The 18120-nt window shown below is 68.1% G+C and carries 20 protein-coding genes; 15 read left to right on the forward strand and 5 right to left on the reverse strand.

Features of this window, described 5'->3' with window-relative positions:
• Positions 1-143: 143 nt before the first annotated feature.
• Genes AC1DVU_RS17465 through AC1DVU_RS17485 form a run of 5 tightly spaced genes read left to right on the forward strand, consistent with a single transcriptional unit; the run spans position 144 to position 3580 of the window.
• Complete coding sequence (locus AC1DVU_RS17465; RefSeq protein ID WP_476923736.1) at positions 144-1352, forward strand: alkane 1-monooxygenase; 1209 nt, start codon at positions 144-146, stop codon at positions 1350-1352.
• Positions 1349-1639: a rubredoxin gene (locus AC1DVU_RS17470; RefSeq protein WP_476923737.1), complete on the forward strand. Its 291-nt coding sequence runs from the start codon at positions 1349-1351 to the stop codon at positions 1637-1639. The genes AC1DVU_RS17465 and AC1DVU_RS17470 overlap by 4 nt, the downstream gene beginning before the upstream one ends.
• Positions 1636-1803, forward strand: a complete 168-nt coding sequence (locus AC1DVU_RS17475) for a rubredoxin (protein WP_332665722.1) — start codon at positions 1636-1638, stop codon at positions 1801-1803. The genes AC1DVU_RS17470 and AC1DVU_RS17475 overlap by 4 nt, the downstream gene beginning before the upstream one ends.
• Entirely contained in the window at positions 1803-2981 is a 1179-nt protein-coding gene (locus AC1DVU_RS17480; RefSeq protein ID WP_476923738.1) for an NAD(P)/FAD-dependent oxidoreductase, read from the forward strand. Before AC1DVU_RS17475 ends, AC1DVU_RS17480 begins: the two co-directional genes overlap by 1 nt.
• Entirely contained in the window at positions 2978-3580 is a 603-nt protein-coding gene (locus tag AC1DVU_RS17485) for a TetR/AcrR family transcriptional regulator (protein WP_476923739.1), read from the forward strand. Before AC1DVU_RS17480 ends, AC1DVU_RS17485 begins: the two co-directional genes overlap by 4 nt.
• Here AC1DVU_RS17485 and AC1DVU_RS17490 read toward each other — a convergent pair whose 3' ends face one another.
• The 4 genes from AC1DVU_RS17490 to AC1DVU_RS17505 form a co-directional block, all read right to left on the reverse strand.
• Positions 3581-4015 carry a DUF2149 domain-containing protein gene (locus tag AC1DVU_RS17490; protein WP_476923740.1) on the reverse strand — a complete coding sequence of 145 codons (435 nt, stop codon included), beginning with the start codon at positions 4013-4015 and terminating at the stop codon, positions 3581-3583. It abuts the gene before it with no gap.
• The gene (locus AC1DVU_RS17495) at positions 4012-4752 is read right to left on the reverse strand and encodes a MotA/TolQ/ExbB proton channel family protein (RefSeq protein ID WP_476923741.1); all 741 of its coding nucleotides are present in this window, start codon (positions 4750-4752) and stop codon (positions 4012-4014) included. Before AC1DVU_RS17495 ends, AC1DVU_RS17490 begins: the two co-directional genes overlap by 4 nt.
• Entirely contained in the window at positions 4749-6041 is a 1293-nt protein-coding gene (locus tag AC1DVU_RS17500) for a PKD domain-containing protein (protein ID WP_476923742.1), read from the reverse strand. Before AC1DVU_RS17500 ends, AC1DVU_RS17495 begins: the two co-directional genes overlap by 4 nt.
• Before the next feature lie 93 nt (positions 6042-6134).
• Positions 6135-7676, reverse strand: a complete 1542-nt coding sequence (locus tag AC1DVU_RS17505; RefSeq protein ID WP_476923743.1) for a dolichyl-phosphate-mannose--protein mannosyltransferase — start codon at positions 7674-7676, stop codon at positions 6135-6137.
• 56 nt (positions 7677-7732) lie between these two features.
• Between AC1DVU_RS17505 and rsmI the strand changes: the two genes are divergently transcribed.
• The 9 genes from rsmI (at position 7733) to AC1DVU_RS17550 (ending at position 15846) form a co-directional block, all read left to right on the forward strand.
• The gene (gene rsmI, locus AC1DVU_RS17510; protein ID WP_476923744.1) at positions 7733-8560 is read left to right on the forward strand and encodes a 16S rRNA (cytidine(1402)-2'-O)-methyltransferase; all 828 of its coding nucleotides are present in this window, start codon (positions 7733-7735) and stop codon (positions 8558-8560) included.
• 44 nt (positions 8561-8604) lie between these two features.
• On the forward strand, positions 8605-10185 hold the full coding sequence (metG, locus tag AC1DVU_RS17515) for a methionine--tRNA ligase (protein ID WP_476923745.1): 1581 nt from the start codon (positions 8605-8607) through the stop codon (positions 10183-10185).
• Positions 10182-11051, forward strand: a complete 870-nt coding sequence (locus AC1DVU_RS17520) for a TatD family hydrolase (protein ID WP_476923746.1) — start codon at positions 10182-10184, stop codon at positions 11049-11051. Before metG ends, AC1DVU_RS17520 begins: the two co-directional genes overlap by 4 nt.
• A gap of 61 nt (positions 11052-11112) precedes the next feature.
• A complete protein-coding gene (locus AC1DVU_RS17525) occupies positions 11113-12237 on the forward strand; it encodes a transglycosylase family protein (RefSeq protein ID WP_476923747.1) in 1125 nt (374 codons plus the stop codon).
• Positions 12213-13106, forward strand: a complete 894-nt coding sequence (rsmA, locus tag AC1DVU_RS17530; RefSeq protein WP_476923797.1) for a 16S rRNA (adenine(1518)-N(6)/adenine(1519)-N(6))-dimethyltransferase RsmA — start codon at positions 12213-12215, stop codon at positions 13104-13106. Before AC1DVU_RS17525 ends, rsmA begins: the two co-directional genes overlap by 25 nt.
• Before the next feature lie 73 nt (positions 13107-13179).
• Positions 13180-14001: a MurR/RpiR family transcriptional regulator gene (locus tag AC1DVU_RS17535; RefSeq protein WP_476923748.1), complete on the forward strand. Its 822-nt coding sequence runs from the start codon at positions 13180-13182 to the stop codon at positions 13999-14001.
• 12 nt (positions 14002-14013) lie between these two features.
• Positions 14014-14484, forward strand: coding sequence for a nucleoside deaminase (locus tag AC1DVU_RS17540; RefSeq protein WP_476923749.1), 471 nt, complete (start codon positions 14014-14016; stop codon positions 14482-14484).
• A 78-nt stretch (positions 14485-14562) separates the two neighbouring features.
• Positions 14563-14859, forward strand: a complete 297-nt coding sequence (locus tag AC1DVU_RS17545; RefSeq protein ID WP_476923750.1) for a hypothetical protein — start codon at positions 14563-14565, stop codon at positions 14857-14859.
• A 66-nt stretch (positions 14860-14925) separates the two neighbouring features.
• Positions 14926-15846 (forward strand): 4-(cytidine 5'-diphospho)-2-C-methyl-D-erythritol kinase, encoded by a 921-nt coding sequence (locus tag AC1DVU_RS17550; protein WP_476923751.1) that lies wholly within the window; start codon positions 14926-14928, stop codon positions 15844-15846.
• A gap of 77 nt (positions 15847-15923) precedes the next feature.
• Here AC1DVU_RS17550 and AC1DVU_RS17555 read toward each other — a convergent pair whose 3' ends face one another.
• Complete coding sequence (locus tag AC1DVU_RS17555) at positions 15924-17708, reverse strand: ABC-F family ATP-binding cassette domain-containing protein (protein WP_476923752.1); 1785 nt, start codon at positions 17706-17708, stop codon at positions 15924-15926.
• Positions 17709-17855: 147 nt separating this feature from the next.
• On the opposite strand from AC1DVU_RS17555, the gene AC1DVU_RS17560 reads away from it, so the two are divergent.
• The gene (locus AC1DVU_RS17560; protein WP_476923753.1) at positions 17856-18119 is read left to right on the forward strand and encodes a DUF4242 domain-containing protein; all 264 of its coding nucleotides are present in this window, start codon (positions 17856-17858) and stop codon (positions 18117-18119) included.
• Position 18120: the final 1 nt, after the last annotated feature.

Consider the following 18120-nt stretch of genomic DNA (forward strand, 5'->3'; position numbering starts at 1 on the left):
CGTCCCAGCCTCTCGGGTCGACGTCGCGGGAGGAGCTGAACAGCTCCTCCCACGACGACGTCAGTGAACCATTGCCCTCCTGCTTTACATTTGCTACCGTCGTGTAAAGCGCCTCTCCCAGGGCGTACGAGGAGGAATGCAGCATGACGATCCAGGCAACCGTCGACGGCAGGGTCATCGAGTGGCGCGACAAGAAGCGCTACTTGTGGATCATGGGCGCGATCATCCCGCTGATCCCGATGATGATGTGGGGGCTGTACGCGTGGACCGGCGCGACGATCGTGTGGTTCTTCGGCCCGTTCTTCGTGTTCGTCCTGATCCCGCTGTTCGACCTGCTCGCCGGGCTCGATCCCAACAACCCGCCTGACGAGCTGATCGAGGCGCTGGAGGAGGACCGCTACTACCGCTGGGTGACGTACGCGTTCATCCCCGTGCAGATCGCCGGCCTGATCTGGGGCGCCTACCTGCTCGGCGGCGGCACGCTGCCGGGCATCGACGACCCGCTGACGGTCGTGCAGAAGATCGGCCTCGCGCTGGGCCTCGGCATGGTCGCGGGCATCGGCATCAACACCGCGCACGAGCTCGGCCACAAGAAGGAGGAGCACGAGCGCTGGTTCGCCCGCGTCGCCCTCGCCCAGACGTTCTACGGCCACTTCTTCATCGAGCACAACCGCGGCCACCACGTACGCGTCGCAACCCCGGAGGACCCCGCCAGCGGGCGCCTCGGCGAGACCGTGTGGGAGTTCATGCCCCGCACGATCGTCGGCAGCCTCAAGAGCGCCTGGGGCCTGGAGAAGAAGCGCTTCGAGCGCCAGAAGAAGACGCCCTGGACGCTCAAGAACGACTTGTTCAACGCGTGGGCGTTCTCCGTCGTGCTGTGGGGCGCGCTGATGATCGCGTTCGGTTGGGAGATCCTGCCCTACCTCGTGATCCAGGCCGCCGCCGGCATCTGGCTGTTGGAGTCGGTCAACTACCTCGAGCACTACGGCATGAAACGGGCCAAGCTCGAGTCCGGCCGCTATGAGCGGGTCAACCCGAGCCACAGCTGGAACTCCAACAACATCGGCACCAACGTCCTGCTCTATCACCTGCAGCGACACAGCGACCACCACGCCAACCCGACCCGTCGCTACCAGGCGCTGCGCGACTTCAAGGAGGCGCCGGTCCTGCCGACGGGGTATGCGGGCATGATCGTGCTGACGTGGATCCCGCAGGTGTGGCGCAAGGTCATGGACCAGCGGGTGCTGGGTCACTACGACGGCGACATCGGCCGGGCCAACCTGCACCCGCGCACCGCCGAGGCGTACGTACGGAGGTACGGCGCCGGGACGAGCAGGGAGGTGAACGCATGAGCCAATGGATCTGCCCCAACTGCGAATACGTATATGACGAGCAGAAGGGCAACCCCCGCGAGGGGTGGCCGCCCGGCACGCCGTTCGCCGAGATCGACGCCGACTGGACGTGCCCCGACTGCGGCGTCCGCGAACAGGTCGACTTCCTGCCGATCGAGGAGTTCGAGCACAACGACCAGGACGGCAACATCATCGCCGCCGAGACCCGGGCCGAGGTGCAGCGCAAGTCCGCTGCCCGGCAGGACGAGGCGAACGAGGACGTGGCGACAGAAGGAGAAGACCAGTGAAGCGTTGGGAATGCCAGCAGTGCGGATTCGTCTACGACGAGGCCGAGGGCTGGCCCGAGGAGGACATCCCGCCCGGCACCAAGTGGGAGGACATCCCCGACGACTGGACGTGCCCAGACTGCGGCGCGGCCAAGGCTGACTTCACGATGTTCGAGCTGGTCTGATGGCGCACCGGACGGTCATCGTCGGGGCAGGCATCGCCGGTGTCAGCGCAGCCGCTGCGATGAGGCGCAGCGGCCATGACGGTGACATCGACCTCCTGGGCGAGGAGCCCGAGCTGCCCTACCGACGACCGCCGGTGTCCAAGGAGATCGTCCGCGGCGAGAAAACACCCGACGAGATCCGCATCAAGAAGCCCGAGTGGTACGAGCAGCAGTCGGTCAACCTGCGCACCGGCGTGACGGTCGCCGCGGTCGACGTCGACGCCCACGTCGTGCGGCTCGCCGACGGCGAGGAGGTCGGCTACGACCAGCTGCTGCTCGCGACGGGTGGCCGGGCCCGTTCACCTTGGTCCGCCTCCGGCATTCGTACGCTTCGCAGTCTCGCCGACGCGCCTCGCCTGCAGTCCGAGCTGGCCCCGGGCAGCCACCTGATCGTGGTCGGCGCTGGCTTGATCGGCTCGGAGATCGCCGCGAGCGCCCGCACCCTCGGCTGCGAGGTCACCCTGCTGGAGACTGCCGCGCTGCCGCTGCCGCGTCTGCTGCCGCCGGAGCTGGGCGAGCTCTACGTCGACCTGCACAAGAGCGAGGGCACCGTGCTCCATACCGGAGTGCAGGTGGCGTCGATCCAGGACGAAGGTGGCGAGACCGTCGTACGCGCCAGCGACGGGCGTACGTGGTCAGCGCCGGTCGTCGTGGTCGCGGTCGGCATGGAGCCCAACGTCGAGCTCGCGGAGGCCGCCGGCATCGAGGTCGCCAACGGCATCGTGGTCGACGAGCTCGGCCGCACCTCGGCCCCGGATGTGTTCGCCGCCGGCGACGTCGCCAACCAACCCAACGGCATCCTCGGCGGCCGGCACCGCGTCGAGCACTGGCAGGGCGCACAGAACCACGGCACCGCGGTCGGGAAGGTCATGGCCGGTGGCGAGGACCCGTTCGTCGAGGTGCCGTGGTGCTGGTCCGATCAGTACGGCCACAACCTCCAGGTCACTGGCTGGCCCGAGACGTCGCACGAGCTCGTGGTCCACGGCTCGCTGGACGACCGCGATTTCATCGCATACCTCCTCGACGGCGGCGTCGTACGTGGTGCCGTCGGCATCGGCCGACCGAGGGACATCCGGGCTGCGGAGAAGTGGATCGCCGCAGGTCAGAGGCTCGTGGACGTTCTCGAGGGGGACGCATGACCGCCGAAGCAGCAGTTGCGCCGGTGCGCGAGCGACTCCTCGACGCTGCTCAGGCCATGATCGAGGACACCGGCTGGTCGAGCGTCACGATGGCCCGCGTCGCCGAGCGGGCCGGGGTGAGCCGTCAGACGGTCTACAACGAGTTCAGCAACAAGCACGGACTCGCCGAACAGCTCGCGATGCGCGAGCTGGCGCGGTTCCTCGACGTCGTCCGCGAGCGCATGGCGGCGGAGACCACCCTCGTCGAGGGCATCCGCGCTGCCTGTGAGGGCGCCTTGCTCATGGGGGAGCAGAGCCTGCTGGTCCGCACGATCGTGACGTCGTTGCCCGAGGAGCAGGACGCGGACTTCCTGCAGATCCTGACGACGGAGTCCGGCGAGATCGTCGAGGCGGCCGTCATGGTGGTCAAGCAATCCGTCATCGAGCTCTACCCGCCGGTGCCGTTGACCGACGCCGAGCTCGAGGTCGCGGTCGAGGTCGTCGTACGCCTCGTGCTGTCGGCGATCACCCGGCCCTCGAAGCCGGCGCACGAAGCCGCCGCCGACATCGCCTGGGTCATCGGCCTGGCGCTGAAGGGTGTCGAAGTCGCCGACGCGTAGCTACGGCGTCAGCGTCGGCGTCGTCGGGAAGGGCTGCGTCGGGGTGCTCGGAGTCGGGACGCTGGCCGACGGTTCGGACGGCGACGGCGTCGGAGCCGCAGGCGTGTCGCCGCCGGCCGCGTCCTGGGTGACGTAGACGAGGCGCCCATCGGCGAGACGGTAGACCGTGCCGACAGGCGTGCCGCGGCCGACGGTCTTGGTGCCGTTGGGTGGCACGTCCTTGACCTCCTCGCCGGGCTTCGTCGTGACTTCGCCGAGGGCGGGCTTGACCAGTCCCTTGTCGCTGACTGCGCCCTCGAGGCCGAGCGAGGACAGCGCGGCGAGCAGGAACGCGACGGCGAGGACGATGCCGATGTCGAACATGTTGACCAAGCCGTCCAGCGGGTCGCCGGCGTGGTCGCGCTTGATCTGCGCCCGCGGCGTGACGTGGATCATTTCGTCGTCTCCGTCAGCGGCGGGAGGTCGGCCTTGGGCGTGAGCGGCGCCGGGTCGCGAAGCGTCGCCGTCGACGTCGGTCTGGCCGGGACGGGGGTCACGGCCGTCGCGCCGGTGCCGTCGTCGGTGAGGATCGCAGCAATGTACTCAAGGTCGGAGAAGTCCTGCCCGTAGAGCCGTTCGCGTACGAGCGACAGCCCGAGCGCGAGCACGCCGATCAGGATGCCGAGCACCGTGATCGAGAATGCGAGGCGCAGGTTCTCGGTCAGCGCGTCGACGTCGCCCCTGGCGAGACCGTCCAGGGCGGGTGCCAGCGGGATCAAGGTGCCCATCAGGCCGAGTGCGGGGCCGACGCGCACCAGCAGGCGTGTGCGCGAGAGGCGGCCCTGTCGGGAGAAGTCGAAGTCGGCCAGTTCCTTGGCGATGCGGGTGTCGGCACCGGGCTTTCCGACCTCCTTGACGATGACGCTGAACGCGGCACCGACAGCACTGCTCCACGCTACGGTCTGCAGAAGGGCGGATGCCTCGGTCGTGCGTCCGGCGTCGACGGCCTGACGTGCTGAGGCACCCGAGCGGGAGAGCGCCGCGAACGTACGACGGCGGCGCTTGACGAGCTCGACGATGAACATCCCGGTCTCGACGAGGACGGCCGCAAGAGCCAGCAGCGCCAGTATCACCACCGGCAGCTCCAACGCCTCCGCGACGTGGAAGATGATGTCGTAGATGCCATCGCTCATGTGCGTCTCCTCAGGTGCGCCAGCCTGGTGCTGGCCCATCGTGTCTCGATCTCGGCGCCGAGAGCCAGCAGCAGGATGACGGCGAGTCCGCCGATCACCGCGCCGCTGATCTTCCGGCTGGTGGACAGCTCACGTGCCTTGGTGGGCTGACTCGTGGCCTCTGTGCCGGGAATGCTGTCGCCCTGGCCGGCCCCCGCGCCGGTGAGCACGAAGCCCTCGACCGCCTCGAGCCCGTCGTCGGTGGGGGCGGTCGGCGCGGTGTCCGTCGGCGGGTTCTCGATGGTCGGCGGCAGGTCGATCCCGGGGTTGTTGGGGATGTAGGGCGGGATGTAGCCGCCACCACCACCACCACCACCTCCGGTGCCTCCACCGCCTCCGGTGCCGCCACCACCGCCTCCGGTGGTCGCTGGCGGCTTGGGCGGCCTGGCAACGCTGACGCTCTTTGTCGGGGCTCGCCCGTAAGACCCGTCCTCACCGCGAACGGAGAGGTTGACTGCGTACGTGTCGCGCTTGGTGTACTTGTGGGTGGGCGTCGCACTTCTGGACTGGACGCTCGTGCCACCGGTGAAGTTCCACTCGTAGTCGAACTTCTCGTCCGTGTCGGGAGTGATCGCGGCCGAGAACGAGGCGGTGGTGCTTGTCGTGATCTTGTCAGGGGACACCTTGATGCTGGCGGACACCAGGTTCCCGGTCACGTGGAACGTCAGCGTCAAGGGTGTTCCCGGCTCGGTGGTGAAGACCTCCGGCGCATTGACGTCGTACCTGCTGGCGCGCAGCGGCCGGAGGTAGCCGACCCGCCCGTCGGCTGTCGCGTAGACCGCAGGGACCAGATCGTCTGCGTATGAGAACGTCCCGTTCAGCTGTGCATCGTTGAGAACCGCTGGGATCTGGCTCAGGTTGGGCGTCTCCGAGAAGGTGACCGAATCGGTGACCTCGTTTGTCGGCTCGGCCGTGGCCCGTTCAAGCAACGCCGGGAGCGGCAGCGTGTTGGGCACGCCGCCCTGCTGCACCGCTGTCGGCGTCTCGAGCGCCTTCTTGCGCACCGTGTAGTTGATTGGCTCCGCGACGCGGTCGGGATCGGTGTTGATCGAGTACGTGTACGGTCCAGCGACGGTCTTCGTGACGCCCTCGTTCGTGCTGACGAACCGGACGATGACGCACGGGTCTATCGGGTCGCACACTGCGGCCTCAGCGCCTGACGACATCACGAGGGGCAGCGCGACCATCGCGAGCACCGCAGCCAACACCGCACGGCGTCGCCGCCGCGGTGCGGACACGAGCTTGCTCACGGGTCCCCCTCCAGAGATCGTCGTCGCCATTCAAGTATGAAGTGTGACGGGGTCTCGCGCTCATCTTCAGCCGGTTCGCATGAACATCGGCGGTCAGATCCAGCGGTCGAACCACATCCGATCGTGCCACGAGTCGTACGGGATGATCTTCCCGGTCAGCACCGGATGGAAGAACCAGAAGGCGACCACGACTGCGGTGAGGAACAAGCCCGCGAAGAGCCACACGACATAGCGGTGCCGCGGAGTGTCGGCCGCTCGCACGAGCTCGTGTACGACCAGCGTGATCGCGATGACCGTGAACGGGATGATCGCCACGGCGTAGTAGGAGAAGATCGGCCGGGCCGTGAAGGCGAACCACGGCAGCCAGCTGACGAGCACCGCGATGACGGAGACGCCCCAGCGCCAGCTGCGCGTCACGATCCAGGCGGCGAGTGAGGCCAGCAGGGCGAGGGCGCCGGACCACCAGATGATCGGGTTGCCGAGGATCGTCACCTCCCGCACGCACGACGAACCAGCGGATGCGCCGCAGTCCGAGAGCGGGTACTCGCCGCGGTACTCGACGACGACCGGCCGCTCCAGCACGAGCCAGCCGAGCGGGTTCGACTCGTACGGATGGTGCTCGGCCTTGTCCAGCCCGTGCGCGGAGAAGTCCCAGGTCATGACGTGGAAGTGCCACAGCGACCGGAACGCATCGCGCGTCTCGCCGAGGAAGCCGGTGGTCGGCTTGTCGACATATGCCCCCCATGGCGCCGAGTAGTCGCCGTAGCCGTGGCCGAACCTGGCCTCGTACGCGTGATGGTGGATCAGGAAGCCGGTCCACGTCGCGATGTAGACCAGGCCGGCGACCACGACGATCGACACGAATGCGGGGACCCCGACCCGCAGGGTCGTGACGACCCAGCTGTTGCGCCTGGCCGCCGGGTCCGCGGCGCCGCGCATGCGAGCCAGGACCTCCCAGATCACGGCGAGGAGGCCGAACGCTGCGAGGACGAAGATGCCGTTCCACTTCGTGCCGCAAGCCATCCCGAAGCACACCCCGGCGAGCAGCTGCCACGGCCGGATGACCCGGTAGCGGTCGAGCCGGTCCCGGATCCAGTCGCGGTCGGCGACGAGGCACGCGACACCGCAGACCAGCCAGAACGCCAGGAAGACGTCCAGCAGCGCCATCCGCGACATCACGAAGTGCAGGCCGTCGAACGCCAGCAGCAGGCCTGCGAAGCACCCCATGACGGTCGAACCGGTCATGCGGCGCACGAGCCGGGCGAGCACCAGCACGGTGAGTGAGCCGATCACGACGGCGGCGATGCGCCAGCCGAATGCGTCGAGGCCGAAGACGTGCTCACCGAGCGCGATGACCCACTTGCCGCCGTCGGGGTGCACGATCCATGACGGGTCGCCGGTCATCAGGCCGGTCGTCCTGCCGTCCTGGATCTCCTTGTTGGCGTCCTCGACGAAATCCTGCACATACCCGTGCTGGAGGAGCGACCACGCGTCCTTGGCGTAGTACGTCTCGTCGAACATCAGGATGCGGGGCTTCTCGACGTTCCACACCCGCAGCACGAACGCGAGGACGGCGACGGAGATCGGGCCGATCCACCCCCACGCGCGGTCTGAGACCCGAGCCAGCAACGTCACCGGGCCAGCCTAGGTGAGTGAGGCTGAGAGACCGTTCACCTGACATGCTGGCGAGCATGCTCATCCTCGCTGCGACCCCGATCGGCCAGGTCGCCGACGCCAGCGGCCGTCTCGGCGAGGCGCTGGCGACGGCCGACGTCGTGGCGGCCGAGGACACCCGACGGCTCAAGCGCCTCGCGTCCGAGCTCGGCGTGGAGATCGGCGGCCGGGTCGTGTCGTACTTCGAGGGCAACGAGGAGCGCCGCACCCCCGAGCTCGCTGCGCTGCTCGCCGAGGGCTCGACCGTGGTCCTGGTGACCGACGCGGGCATGCCGAGCGTGTCCGATCCCGGCTACCGCCTGGTCGTCGCCGCGATCGCCGCCGATGTCGTCGTCACGTCGATCCCCGGGCCCTCGGCGGTGCTGACGGCGCTCGCCGTGTCCGGCCTGCCGGTCGACCGGTTCTGCTTCGAGGGCTTCCTGCCGCGCAAGGCCGGCGAGCGTACGCGCGCGTTGACCGAGCTGGTCGCCGAGCGGCGCACGATGGTGTTCTTCGAGTCGCCGCACCGCACCGAGGCCTCGCTGCGGGCGATGGCCGAGGTGCTGGGCGCCGAGCGCTCGGCAGCGGTGTGTCGCGAGCTCACCAAGACGTACGAGGAGGTGGCCCGGGGGACTCTCGACGAGCTCGTCGAGTGGGCCGCGGGCCAGGAGCAGGGCGTACGCGGCGAGGTCACGATCGTGGTCGGCGGAGCCGCACCGGACACGCGGACATACGGGCCGGACGACCTGCGTGAGCTCGTCGCCGCCCGCCAGGCCGACGGCCTCAGCCGCAAGGACGCCATCGAGCAGGTGGCCGGCGAGACGGGCGTACGCAAGAAGGATGTCTACGACGCTGCCCACTCCTAGCGGGGATGTCGGGGCACCATCGGCAGGTCACTAGGATTGAAGCCGTGTCCGACTCCACGTTCTACGTCACCACGCCGATCTACTACGTCAACGACGCGCCCCACATCGGGCACGGCTACACGACGGTCATGGGTGACATCATCACGCGCTGGCACCGGCAGCGTGGCGAGAACGTCTGGTACCTGACCGGCACCGACGAGCACGGCCAGAAGGTCCTCCGCAAGGCCGACGAGAACGGCGTGTCGCCACAGGACTGGGTCGACAAGCTCGTCGAGGAGGAGTGGAAGCCGCTGCTCGAGACGATCGACATCGCCAACGACGACTACATCCGTACGACCGAGCAACGCCACCTCGACGGGGCCGAGGCGTTCTGGCAGGCGCTGTACGAACGGGATGCGGTCTACAAGGGCTCGTTCAGCGGCTACTACAGCGTGGGGGCCGAGGAGTTCGTCGGCGACGACGACGTGGTCGACGGCGAGGGCGATGACGAGGGCTTCAAGGTCTCCAAGCTCGACGGCAGCCGGGTCGAGCACATGACGGAGGAGAACTACTTCTTCAGGCTCGGCGACTACCAGCAGAAGCTGCTGGACTTCTACGAGGCCAACCCGACCTTCATCCAGCCGGAATCGGTTCGCAACGAGCTGATCTCGTTCGTCTCGCGCGGCCTGCGGGACCTGTCGATCTCGCGGTCGACGTTCGACTGGGGCATCCAGGTGCCGTGGGACGACAAGCACGTCATGTACGTCTGGATCGAGGCCCTGCTCAACTATGTGACGGCCGCTGGGTATGGCGTCGACGACGGCCGCTTCAAGGAGCTGTGGCCGGCCAACATCCACATTGTCGGCAAGGACATCGCGCGGTTCCACGCTGTCATCTGGCCGGCGATGCTGATGGCTGCCGGTCAGCCCGTGCCGCACCAGGTCTTCGCGCACGGCTGGCTGCTCGTCGGTGGACAGAAGATGAGCAAGTCCAAGGCCAACGGCATCCGCCCGGACGAGATCGTCAACACGTTCGGTTCCGACGCCTATCGCTACTACTTCGCCCGGGCGCTGACGTTCGGCAGCGACGGGTCGATCTCGTGGGAGGACATCAACGCGCGCTATCACTCCGAGCTCGCCAACGGCTTCGGCAACCTCGCGTCACGGGTCGCGGCGATGATCGGCAAGTACTTCGACGGTTCGCTGCCTGCGGCCGGTGCGACGAGTGGCGCGGAGCAGAAGGTCATCGACCTTGTCGCCGAAGCCGTCGCCGAGGCCGACCAGGCGATCGAGGCGGTCGCGCCGCAGGACGCCCTGACAGCCATCTGGCGCATCGTCGACGAGCTCAACGGCTACATCACGGAGCAGGCACCGTGGAAGGTCGCCAAGGAAGATCCCGAAGGCGAACGACTCGGCACGATCCTCAACACGACGGCGGAGGGCCTGCGCGTCCTGGCGGTCGTGCTCAACCCGGTGATGCCCAAGGCATCGGCGGTGCTGTGGGACTCGTTGGGGGCCGAGTCGACACTGGGCGCCCTCGCCGACCAGCGCATCGACGCCGTCGCGGCATGGGGTCAGCTGCCGGCCGGCGCGACGATCACCAAGCCCGCGTCGCTGTTCCCGCGCATCGAGGCCGCAGCCGAGTGACGCTCACCCAGGGCTGGCCGGAGGCGCCGGAGGCCCTGCCGTCCCCGGTCGTCGACAACCACTGCCACCTCGACCATCGGGCGTACGCCAAAGGGGTCGAGGGCGGACTGCTGATCCCGGTGGACGAGGCGCTCGACCGGGCAGCAGCCGTCGGCGTCACCCGGATCGTGCAGGTCGGCTGCGACCTCGAGGGTTCACGCTGGGCCGTCGAGACCGCAAAGGCGTACGACTCGGTGATCGCCGCCGTCGCGCTGCACCCCAACGAGGCGCCGAAGCACGCCGAGCAGGGTGACCTCGACGAGGCGCTCGCCGAGATCAACGCGCTGGCACAGTCGCCGTACGTACGTGCCGTCGGCGAGACGGGTCTGGACTACTTCCGGACGGGGGAGGCCGGCCGTGAGGCCCAGCACGCGTCGTTCCGTGAGCACATCCGCATGGCGCAGCGGCACGACAAGACGCTGGTGATCCACGACCGCGATGCGCACGACGACGTCCTCGCGGTGCTCGATGACGAGGGCGTGCCGGACCGTGTCGTCATGCACTGCTTCTCCGGCGATGCCGCCTTCGCCCGCGAGTGCCTGGACCGCGGGGCCTACCTGTCGTTCGCCGGGACCGTAACCTTCAAGAACGCTGAGAACCTGCGTGATGCCCTCCGTATCACGCCTTCGGACCGTATCCTTGTCGAGACCGATGCGCCTTTCCTCACACCCACACCGCATCGCGGGAGCCCGAACGCTTCGTTCCTGATCCCGCTCACGGTGCGGTTTATGGCTGGAATTGCAGGCAAATCGGTCGAGGATTTGTGTCGGGACATCGATGCGAACACGGTTTCTGCATTCGGTGGTGACTGGCCTCACAGGATTTGACCTCAGAAAGGGCGCCCGTATGGTTGAAAGTCGGCCCCGTCACCGACTGTCAAGGAACTCTGTGCAGCCAGACTCAACCGCACCACGCACGTCCACCTCCGGAAAGCGCCGTAACCGCAAGTCTTTCGGCCTCATCGCCCTCAACCTCGCGATCGTCCTGGTCGTCGGTGGAGGCACCGCCGCCTATGGCGCGCTCAGCCACACGGTCACGCTGACCGTCGACGGCAAGAGCCAGAAGATCCGTACGTTCGGCGACCACGTCTCTGACGTCCTCGACTCCAAGAACGTCACGCTGCGTCCCGGCGACAAGCTCAGCAAGCCCAGGTCCGCGTCACTCTCCGATGGCGACAAGATCACCGTCTCGTACGCCAAGCCCATCACCCTCGCGGTCGACGGCGCCGTCAGCGAGCACACCGTCTACGACCGTACGGTCGGCGATGCGTTCGACACCCTCGGCGTCGAGCCGAAGTCCGGGTCGTACCTCTCGGACAAGACCTCGAGCGTCATCCCGCGCAAGGGTGCGCAGCTCGTCGTGAGCAGCACCAAGTCGCTCACCGTCATCGCGGACAAGAAGAAGCGGACGATCACCTCGAACGCTCCGACCGTCGCCGGCGTGCTCGAGAAGGCCGACGTCAGCGTCGACTCCGACGACGAGGTCAAGCCGGGCAAGGACGCGTTCGTCAAGCCCGACGCCCAGCTGCGCGTCGTGCGGATCGAGAAGGTCACCAAGACCGAGACCGTGCCGGTCGGCTTCAAGACCACGGTCCGCGAGGACCCCGACGCCTCGGTCGGCGAGACCAAGGTCGTCCAGCCCGGCAAGAAGGGCGAGGCGCGCGAGAAGGTCACGCTCATCTACGCCGACGGCAAGCTGCGCCAGCGGATCGTCCTGGTCTCCCGTTCGCTGGCCGAGCCGCGGCCGCAGATCGTCGAGAAGGGCACCAGCCAGACCCCGTCCGACAGCGTCTGGGACAAGATCGCCGAGTGCGAGTCCGGTGGCAACTGGTCGACCAACACCGGCAACGGTTACTACGGCGGCCTGCAGTTCAGCCTCGCGACGTGGCAGAGCGTCGGCGGCAGCGGCCTGCCCAGCGACGCGAGTCGTGAAGAGCAGATCAAGCGCGCCGAGATCCTCCAGGCCCGTGCTGGTTGGGGCCAGTGGAGCTGTGCCGGGGCGAGGTTCAACTGACGCACTCGACCCCTTCTAGACCCGGCAGGCTGCTCGGGCCCGCTGACGTCCGAAGCCTGGCCGAGTCCTGCGGCATCCGCCCGACCAAGCAACGCGGGCAGAACTTCGTCATCGACGCCAACACCGTGCGGCGCATCGTGCGCACGTCCGGTGTCGGCGTCGATGACGTCGTTGTGGAGATCGGTCCCGGCCTGGGGTCGTTGACCCTCGGGCTGCTCGAGGTGGCATCCCACGTCACGGTCGTCGAGATCGACGAGGTGCTGGCGGCCCAGCTGCCGTCGACAATCGCTGAGTACGCCCCCGACCAGGCGTCGCACTTCGACCTGGTCACCGCGGACGCGATGCAGGTGACCGAGCTTCCTGGGCCGACCCCGACGGCGCTCGTGGCCAACCTGCCCTACAACGTGTCGGTCCCGGTCCTCCTGACGTTCTTCGAGCGATTCCCGTCGATCAGGACGGGACTCGTCATGGTGCAGGCCGAGGTCGCGCACCGGCTCGCTGCCGGGCCGGGCTCCAAGACGTACGGGGTGCCCAGCGTCAAGGCCGCCTGGTACGCCGAGCTGAGGCTCGCTGGATCGATCGGGCGCAATGTGTTCTGGCCCATGCCGAACGTCGAGTCCGCCCTGGTCGCCTGGACCCGCCGCGAGCCCCCGGGTGACGAGGCACAGCGCCTGCGTACGTTCGCGGTCGTCGACGCGGCATTCGCCCAGCGTCGCAAGACCATGCGCGCGGCGTTGTCGGAGCTCGCCGGCTCCGGTCCCGCGGCGGAGGAGGCGCTGGTCGCTGCCGGCATCTCACCGCAGGCCCGCGGCGAGCAGCTCAATGTCGAGGAGTTCTTCCGCCTCGGCCAGTTCCTCACGCCTGTCTGAGTGCGGGCGGCCGCCGGATGTCACCGGCTCGAAATCCCTGCTCGCTACGCTGGCGGACGAGAGGGTGAGCGACATGAGGATTGACGAGCGCATCGCGGAGCAGTACGCCGATCTGTCGCCGCAGGAGCGTCGCGCCGCGGACGTGCTGCTCGCCCACCTCGACGATCTCGCGATCTATCGTGCCGCCGAGCTGGCCGAGCTGGCCGGCGTCTCCAAGGCCACGATGAGCCGGTTGTTCCGGCACCTGGGCTTCGACGACTTCACCGAGGTTCGCGATCACCTGCGTACGCTCCGCAGTCACGGCGTCCCGGTAGCCCTTGAGGGTGCGCCGAGCCTGGCGGCGCATCTCGAGCACGAGGTGGCCAACCTGCAGAAGGCGCTCGCGGGCCTCGAGGACGGCGGACTCGACACCGCAGCGAAGCTGCTCGCAGAGGCGCAGCGCGTCGTGGTCGTCGGCCTGCGGTCGAGCTATCCCATCGCGATGCACCTGCGCCAGTCGCTGAGCCAAGGGCGGTCCGGCGTCACGCTCGCACCGCAGCCCGGGCAGTCGCTGTCCGAGGAGCTGATCGGCCTCGGCAAGCAGGACGCGGCGGTCGTCGTGGCATTCCGTCGCCGGCCCGACAACATCGAGGGCTTGCTCGAGATCCTCCGCAATTCCGGTACTCCCACGATCCTGCTCGCCGATCCGACGGCTCGCACGCTCGCGACCGGAGCGGCGGTCTGGCTGCAGTGCCCGCTGGCGACGGACCTCGCGTTCGACAGCTATGCCGTCGCCATGAGTGTCGTCGCGTTGCTGGCCGATCGAGTCGTTGACCTCACCGGTCGCCCCGGTCAGTTGCGGGCGACTGGCATCGATGCGTCCTATCGTTCGTTGGGTGAGATCGAGAATCGCTGATCAGGAGACCCCATGACTGACGACGCGGCATGGCTCGCCCAGGCCATCGAGCTGGCGGTGCGCAACGTCGCGGATGGCGGCGGCCCGTTCGGCGCCCTGATCGTGCGCGACGACGACATCGTGGCGACCGGCCAGAACCGGGTGACCCGCGACCTCGACCCCACAGCGCACGCCGAGGTCCAGGCGATTCGCAACGCGTGTCAGGCCACGGGTGACTTCTCCCTGGCGGGGATGACGCTGTACACGTCGTGCGAGCCGTGCCCGCTGTGCGTGTCCGCAGCGCTGTGGGCGCGCCTCGACCGCGTGGTCTATGCCGCCGACCGCGACGACGCAGCGCTCGGCGGGTTCGACGATCGCGAGTTCTACGAGCTGTTCGCCCGGGAGCGGTCGACCTGGCCGACGCTGATCGAGGAGATACGGCCAGAGGACGCCAAGGCCCCGTTCGACGCCTGGCTCTCCAACGCGGACCGCACAGCGTACTGACTGGCCTGATCGAGCCATGGCCAACGGCCCATCTGCGACCTACCGTCTCCCTTAGGCATATCTGCAAAGGAGCAGGTCATGGCATTCATCCAGATCATCGAAGGACGTACCAGCCGCGGCGACGAGATCGAGGCCCTCAGCGCCGATCTCGAGAACCGCACCGAGGGGCGATTCACGGTCCGCCGGTCGATCCGCACCCAGGATCGCGACGACCCGAGCCGCTTCATGGTCATCGTGTTCTTCGACTCGTACGAGTCGGCCATGGAGAACTCGAACCTCCCCGAGACGAACGAGTTCTCGCAGAAGATGATGGAGCTCGTCGACGGGCCGCCGACGTTCCACAACCTCGACGTCATCGAGGACAAGACGTTCTAGCCGACCCGGGTGGACGAGTTCGCCCCACCACCCGCGCAGGCTTTCTCCGGCCACTAGGTTGAACGGGTGACCACCGCCACCGTCCGCGTACCCGCCAAGATCAACCTGTGCCTGGGCGTGGGCCCGGTCCGGGACGACGGTTATCACCCGTTGGCGACCGTCTACCAGGCCGTGGACCTGCACGACGAGGTCCGGGCGACGTCCCGCGACGACGGCGAGATCACCGTCGCGGTGCACACTGAGCTCGACGTACGGACCGAGTCGGCGTTCGTGCCTGAGGACGATGATAACCTCGCCGTGCGTGCTGCCCGGCTGCTGCGTGAGACGACCGGGACGGCTGGCGGTGTCGACCTCGCGATCCGCAAGGTCATCCCGGTGGCGGGCGGCATGGCTGGCGGTTCCGCGGACGCGGCCGCCGCGCTGGTCGCGTGCAACGACGCCTGGGCTACGGGTCTGTCGCGGGCAGAGCTCGAGCAGATCGCGGCCCAGCTCGGCAGCGACGTGCCCTTCCTGCTGCACGGCGGCAACGCGATCGGCGGAGGTCGCGGCGAGACGATCAGCCCGGTCCTGGCGCGGGGTTCGTACCACTGGGTCTTCGCGATGGCGCATGAAGGGCTGTCGACCAAGGCGGTCTACGCCGAGTTCGACCGGCTCAACGAAGGCTCGCAGGTGCAGGACCCGGTCGTACCCGATGCGTTGCTCGCGGCCTTGCGCGCGGGTGACGCCGAGGCACTGGGCGACGCGCTCTCCAATGACCTCACCGAGGCGGCGCTGTCGCTGAGGCCGGAGCTGCAGGACACCCTTGAGATCGGCATCGAGGCCGGTGCGCTGGGCGCGATCCTGTCGGGTTCGGGACCCACGGCGCTGTTCCTCGCCTCCGACGAGCAGCACAGCCTCGACATCGCATTCGCCCTCAGCAGCGCCTCCGGGTGCGCCGACGTCGTCCAGTCGCGCGGCCCCGTCTCCGGCGCCCGCATCACGTCCTGACCCCCGCAATTTGTGAAGTTGCAGGCGTCTCGGACGCCCTGAAGCGCCTCCAACTTCACGAATCGCGGGGGTGCGGGTCAGCCCTCGACGAGCTCGGTGAGCTCGAGCCAGCGGTGCTCGTGCTCCTCGACCTGCTGCTCGAGCTCGGTGACGGCCTTGAGGAGCCCCGCCAGGCCGGCGGCGTCCGTGGGATCGTGCTGCGCCATCTCGACGTGCAACGCGTCGATGCGCGCTGACAGCTTCTCCATCTTGCGGTCGATCGAGCCGATCTCCTTCTTGGTGTTGCGGAGCTCGGCGCTCGACAGCTTGGGCGTGGACGTGGTGTGACCAGCCGTCGACGGGTTGGAGGCCGCGGGGGAGTCCTGCTCCTTGCGGAGGCGCAGGTACTGGTCGACGCCGCCGGGCAGGTGCCGGAAGTGACCGTCGAGGATCGCGTACTGCTGATCGGTGATGCGCTCCAGCAGGTAGCGGTCATGCGACACCACGAGCARCGTGCCGGGCCACGAGTCGAGCAGGTCCTCCATGGCCGCGAGCATGTCGGTGTCGAGGTCGTTGGTGGGCTCGTCGAGCACCAGCACATTGGGCTCGTCGAGCAGGATCAGCAGCAGCTGCAGCCGCCGCTTCTGCCCGCCCGACAGGTCGCGCACGGGCGTCGCCATCTGCTCGTTGGAGAACCCGAGTCGCTCCAGCAGCTGGCTCGGCGTCATCTCCTTGCCGCCTGACACGTATGCGGTGCGCTGGCGACCTACGACATCGCTGACCCGGTCGGCGCCGACGTCCTTGAGCTCGTCGAGCTCCTGCGTCAGCGTCACGACCTTGACGGTCTTGCCGCGCTTGACCCGGCCTGAGGTCGGCTGCACCGCGCCGGTCACGAGTCCCAACAACGTCGACTTGCCGGCACCGTTGGCGCCCAGGACGCCCGTACGCTCGCCGGGCCCGATGCGCCACTCGATGTGCTTGAGCACCTCGTGGTCGTACGAGACGCTGACGTCGAGGATGTCGACGACGTCCTTGCCGAGCCGCGAGGTTGCCATCTGCTTCAGCACGATGGGGTCGCGCGGAGGCGGCTCGTTGGCGATCAGCTCGTTGGCGGCGTCGATGCGGAACTTCGGCTTCGACGTACGCGCGGGGGCGCCGCGACGCAGCCAGGCGAGCTCCTTGCGCATCAGGTTCTGTCGCTTGGACTCCGTCGCCGAGGCGTGCCGGTCGCGCTCGACCCGCTGCAGGATGTACGCCGCGTAGCCGCCCTCGAACGGCTCGACGATGCCGTCGTGCACCTCCCAGGTCGCATTGCAGACCTCATCGAGGAACCACCGGTCGTGAGTCACGACCAGCAGCCCTCCAGCGTTGGGGGACCAGCGTGTCTTGAGGTGGCCGGCCAGCCACGTGATGCCCTCGACGTCCAGGTGGTTGGTCGGCTCGTCGAGGAACAGCACGTCGTCGTCACCGACGAGCAGTGCGGCAAGCGCGACGCGGCGACGCTGGCCACCGCTGAGGTTGCCGACCGTGGCGTCCCACGGGATGTCGGAGACGAGTCCGGCGATGACGTCGCGGATCTTCGCATCGCCCGCCCACTCGTAGTCGGGCTTGTCGCCGACGATCGCGTGCCCGACGGTCTGGGTCTGGTCGAGGGTATCGGTCTGGTCGAGCATCCCGATGTGGACGCCGCCACGGGTCGTCACGCGGCCGGAGTCCGGCTGCATGCGACCGGCGAGGATGCGCAGGAGCGTCGACTTGCCGTCGCCGTTGCGGCCGACGATGCCGATCCGGTCACCTTCGTCGATGCCGATCGTCACCGAGTCGAAGACGGTCTTGGTCGGGAAGTCGAGCGCGATGGACTCGACGCCGAGGAGATGTGCCACCGAAGAAGTCTAGGCGGCTGCGCGCCCGCCTCTGACCACGCCGGTTTCACTGATACGCGTACGCAGACAGGGTGGTTCTACCGGGCCATTTCCAACAGCGACTCCGCGTCGCACCATGGAGGTGTCAGTCACCGACAGGAGAATCTCATGGCACTCTTCATGGACGTCCACGACAAGGTCGAAGGACTCACGGCTGAGGCGGTCGCCGGGGCGCACGCCAAGGACGTCGAGATCCAGGGCCAGTACGGCGTCGACTACAAGCAGTACTGGTTCAACGCCGACTCGGGCCAGGTGTTCTGCCTCGTCGAGGCGCCGGACGCCGAGGCAGCCGAGCGAGTACACCGCGAGGCTCACGGGCTCGTTGCCGACAAGCTCGTCCCGGTCGAGGAGGGCGTGATCCCCGGCCACTGAG

The organism is Aeromicrobium sp. P2_G6, assembly GCF_056403535.1.